This is a genomic window from Cryomorpha ignava (genome assembly GCF_010686655.1).
GTDB classification, from domain to species: domain Bacteria; phylum Bacteroidota; class Bacteroidia; order Flavobacteriales_D; family Cryomorphaceae; genus Cryomorpha; species Cryomorpha ignava.
This window is the reverse complement of the sequence record NZ_JAAGVY010000094.1, coordinates 1-4,131: the sequence shown is the minus strand read 5'-3', so window position 1 is coordinate 4,131 and position 4,131 is coordinate 1. Positions and strand designations below refer to the sequence as shown.

The following is a 4,131-nucleotide window of genomic DNA, read 5'->3' as shown; positions in this document are numbered from 1 at the left end:
CCACTTGCGAAGGCCCTGATGTAGGGTTCGGGAAAGAGGTAAGCTCGCTTTGAGATGCTGGAGCAAATTGAGCAGGAGTGTCGCCATCTTCACAATTGTGAAGTGCTACAACACCATCCACGTCAAAGGCATCAGGAGTAGTAGAAAGCGTGTCGTTGTTTACGACTCTCACGAAATTCACATAGTCAAATGCACCGGCATCGCTGATATCAACAAAACCGTCGGCACGACACACTGTTTTCGCAAAGAAGTAATCATCGCCATTCACTGAAACATATACATCAGCAAACTCGAAGTACTCGTCGCAGCTTGTGCGATTCCAAGTAGTTTCAACGATTTCGATGTCATCACCTGCTTCGTTTGGAATTGCACCATCAAAAGCAAGCGTCAAACTTCCACCGTATCCAAGAGATACGAATACCAAGTCGCCTGTTGCATTTGAGCGCTCAGGAGCACCAAGAGCTTCAAGTGGATTTGTGCGATTTACATCAATCGCACCGCCATTGCTTTTCAAACCTTGAATGTATTCCACAACTTCAGTAGCGTAGCAGTCACCGTTTTCAATAGCGGGTTCTTCACTACAACCATTAATTGCTTCAACACCATCTAGATCGTAGCCATCAAGTGAACCTGTGCTAGCTGAGTTAGTGATACGAATTGCAGATACATAATCAAGACCAGTACCGGCAATATCAACTCCACCATCACGACAAATAGAACCAACAGATACGAAGTTGATACCATCTTGTGAAAGCGCTATATCAGCTTGTTCATCATCACTACCACCACATGCGTCACCTGAAAAAGAAGTTTCCCAGATAAGAATGTCGTTTCCTGGCGCGTCATAAATAACACCACCGAAACCAAGCGTGATAGATCCACCAACACCGAGTGATACAAAACCACCCGCAGCGTTGCTTCTGTCTGGCTCACCAAGAGCAGCAGTTGCATCAGAACGGTTGGCTGGAACAGCAGAACCATTGGTTTGAAGCCCTTGATTAAAGTCAAGAATTTCTGAACCGTAACACTGTGTATTTAAACCACCGCTAAGGATACATCCACCAGCAAGGTCACCATTGAATAGTGGCAATGCGATGTCGTAGGTAGCAACTACTTCCATAGACGCAAGATTAACTTCTTTGAGAAGCGATCCGCCATTTCCATCAGCAAGCAATACGTTTCCGTTGTCAAGAACAGCAGCACCGTTTATTTCATTCACCGGTACGGTAAAAGATGCGCCTGTAAGTACATTGGTAAATGTATTGTTGTTACGTGTAATCAACCAGATTTCGTTTTCTACTTCAATCAAGTCACCACCTTGTACAGTTCTGCTTGGTCCGTAAGGAGTAGCAATACCTGTACCCGGGTTAATTGTATAGACCTGGTTTGTGCTGCTGCTTCCTGCGTAGAATGTTCCGTCAGAACCAACCACTGCGGTTGGGAAACCAGAAATATTCATACCACCTGCAGTTTGAATGCTAAGGGTGGCAATTACAGTAGCAGAGGCTACATCAACAACTTTAAGATTATTGTTGCCACTTACATTGTAAATAAGGCTTCCATCAGGAGATAGACCAATGTGGCCGCCCAGATTTGGCATTACAGTAGTGTAAGAAGCTGTACCATCACCATTAAGTGTTACTTCAAGAAGTGGCTCTGCGCCGCCCCCTGCTGCTTGGTGAATGTAGAATAGTTTGTAATCCAGACACTCACCTTCATTTGGCTGATCGAAAGTATTACAACCCGACGCCATGTCACCATCGCGAAGTGTGTAAGCCTCACCATCAAGTTCAAGTGGGTATGAACCTATGTTAGCACCACCTGTACTGTACAATTGAAGGCTTGTTTGCCCTTGTGCAGAAACCAATAGCTCATCTGTATCGGTAATTGCTAGACCTGTAACTTTCACAGGAACGCTACCAATAAGATTATCAACCGCTGGTGAAGGATAGTTCTCGTATAGTCCATTACCACTGCGTGTAGCAAGGTAAAGCATACCATCAGATCCAAAAGCAAGGTCACCACCTGTAACCGGAGAATAAGCATCATAAGGTGATACTAAGTCAGTGATCACATTCACACTATAAATAGCGTTGTTGTTTTGGCTACCGATAAGTAGTTTTCCATCTGCATTAAATACAGCAGCAGTAAGCTCGCCGTAATCTGCACCCAAAGCTACGGTAGGTCCAAATGACGGAGCCGGAACGTGTGGGTTAAGTGTACGGTATGAGTTTGTATGCTTGCTTACAGCGTATAGTAAATTGTCAACACTATTGTATGCAATGTGTATTTCGATGTCGCTAGTTGCAATGTATTCCATTGTAGCTACACCACCACTCACTGTTACTTCAAAGATATCAGAGATACCATCGGCAGCAGCGTGATCAGAAATGTAGTATACAAAGTCATTACAAGTTGGAGTAACAACCGGAGTACCTTCACATCCACAACCTTCAACGATTACATCGTTTTGAGTGTCATCGTTTCCATCGTTACAAGCATCACCAAAGTTAGCTTCAAGATCTGGACAGTCGAATTCAACAACTATTGGTGTACCCATACAAATACAGTCTTCGTTCACCATATCGTTTTCAGTATCCGGGTTGTCGTCATTACAAGCATCACCAAAGTTGGCTTCAAGATCTGGACAATCGAATACTACCACATCTTCACATGACACAGAAAGCGTAAAGCTTCCGCGGGTTGAAGACCAGTCATAGGTACGAACAGTGATTGTAGTGGCTTCATCGACTGTAAAGTCGATCGTCTCTGCAATTCCTGATGTAAATCCGCTATCAGAACAGTCAATTTCAGAAAGATCATCACATGATCCGCTGTAGATGACTAAAACACCATCATAATCATCACCATTTACGGTAATAGTATATGATACATTAGGCATTGCCTCAAAAGTGTAGAATACATCTGCTGGTGTACCACCAGCACAAGATGGACTAGCTATACCACTTAGTGTAGCACCGTATGTACTTCCTGCAATAGGTTGACCACAAGCAATAGCTGTAGCATCCGCACAAGAGTCATTAGATGGAGCACAAACAGCAGGAGAATCGATAGAAGCAGAAACTTCACAAATATCGCTATCTGCTCCTACTGCATTCACAGATACAGAAGTACCAACAGTGAAAGGACCAAAGGTGAATGAACCATCAGCATCAACTACCTCGGCGTCGCCACCATTAGCAGTTACGTTGTATGTAGCATTGCCTGACCCACCACTCAATGTTGCCATTACGTAGTAATCAGAACCAGCCTCAACACAACCTTCTAATGCTATACCATCTACATCAACTGCCGAAAGTGCTAGCTCTGGAGTAACACAATCGATAACCTGACAAGAAACAGTCAAATCAAAGTTTCCAGCTGCAGAACTAAAACCAGTTACATAAATATAATAAGTCTCATCTGCGCTTGCTTCAAATTCAACAAATGAAGCTCTGTTCACTGTAGCAGTGCCTATAGTACAGTCAAGGTCAGTTTCAGTAGATGAAGCATCGTCATCACCACCAACACATACTAGTGCATCGCATGATCCAGAGAATACACCAAGTTTGGTATCAAATGCAGGACCACCTTCAGAACAGGTAGTTACAGAAACAATTCCACTAAAATCTGATAACGAGTACCATACGCCTGGAGCCGAAGTCAGACCGGTTCCGCAGAATGGAATTGAAGTATTGGCTGTAGCTCCTAGAGTAGTTCCGGAAGCAGTCTCTCCACACACAACAGCGATTGCGTCAGCACAGAGGTCATTTTCAGGAACATCTGGAATTGGTGTTCCTGCACAAAGGCAATCATTACCAATCTCATCATTTTCTGTAGTCTCATCCTGGTCATCACAAGCATCACCGAAGTTAGCTTCCAAATCAGGGCAGTCAAATTCTGAACCACAGTTTTCGCGCACTACTTCAATAGAATTTGATAGTTCGAAACATCCTGTAAGGTCACCTGCGTTAACATCATTTCCTTCCAAGAAAGAAGCTGCTGCTTCGTCAGCATTACTATTGTCAGCATCGAAGCTAAGGAACCAAATTAAGCAGTTACCTGCTCCTGCATTATCAAAATTGATGGCTTCAACATCTGCCATAGTAGCAGGAAGTCCAAGGAGATTAA

General features: G+C 43.8%; 1 pseudogene. It reads right to left on the bottom strand.

Annotated elements, in window-relative coordinates:
* A pseudogene (locus G3O08_RS20365) lies at positions 1–4,131 on the bottom strand (hypothetical protein); the annotation flags it as partial.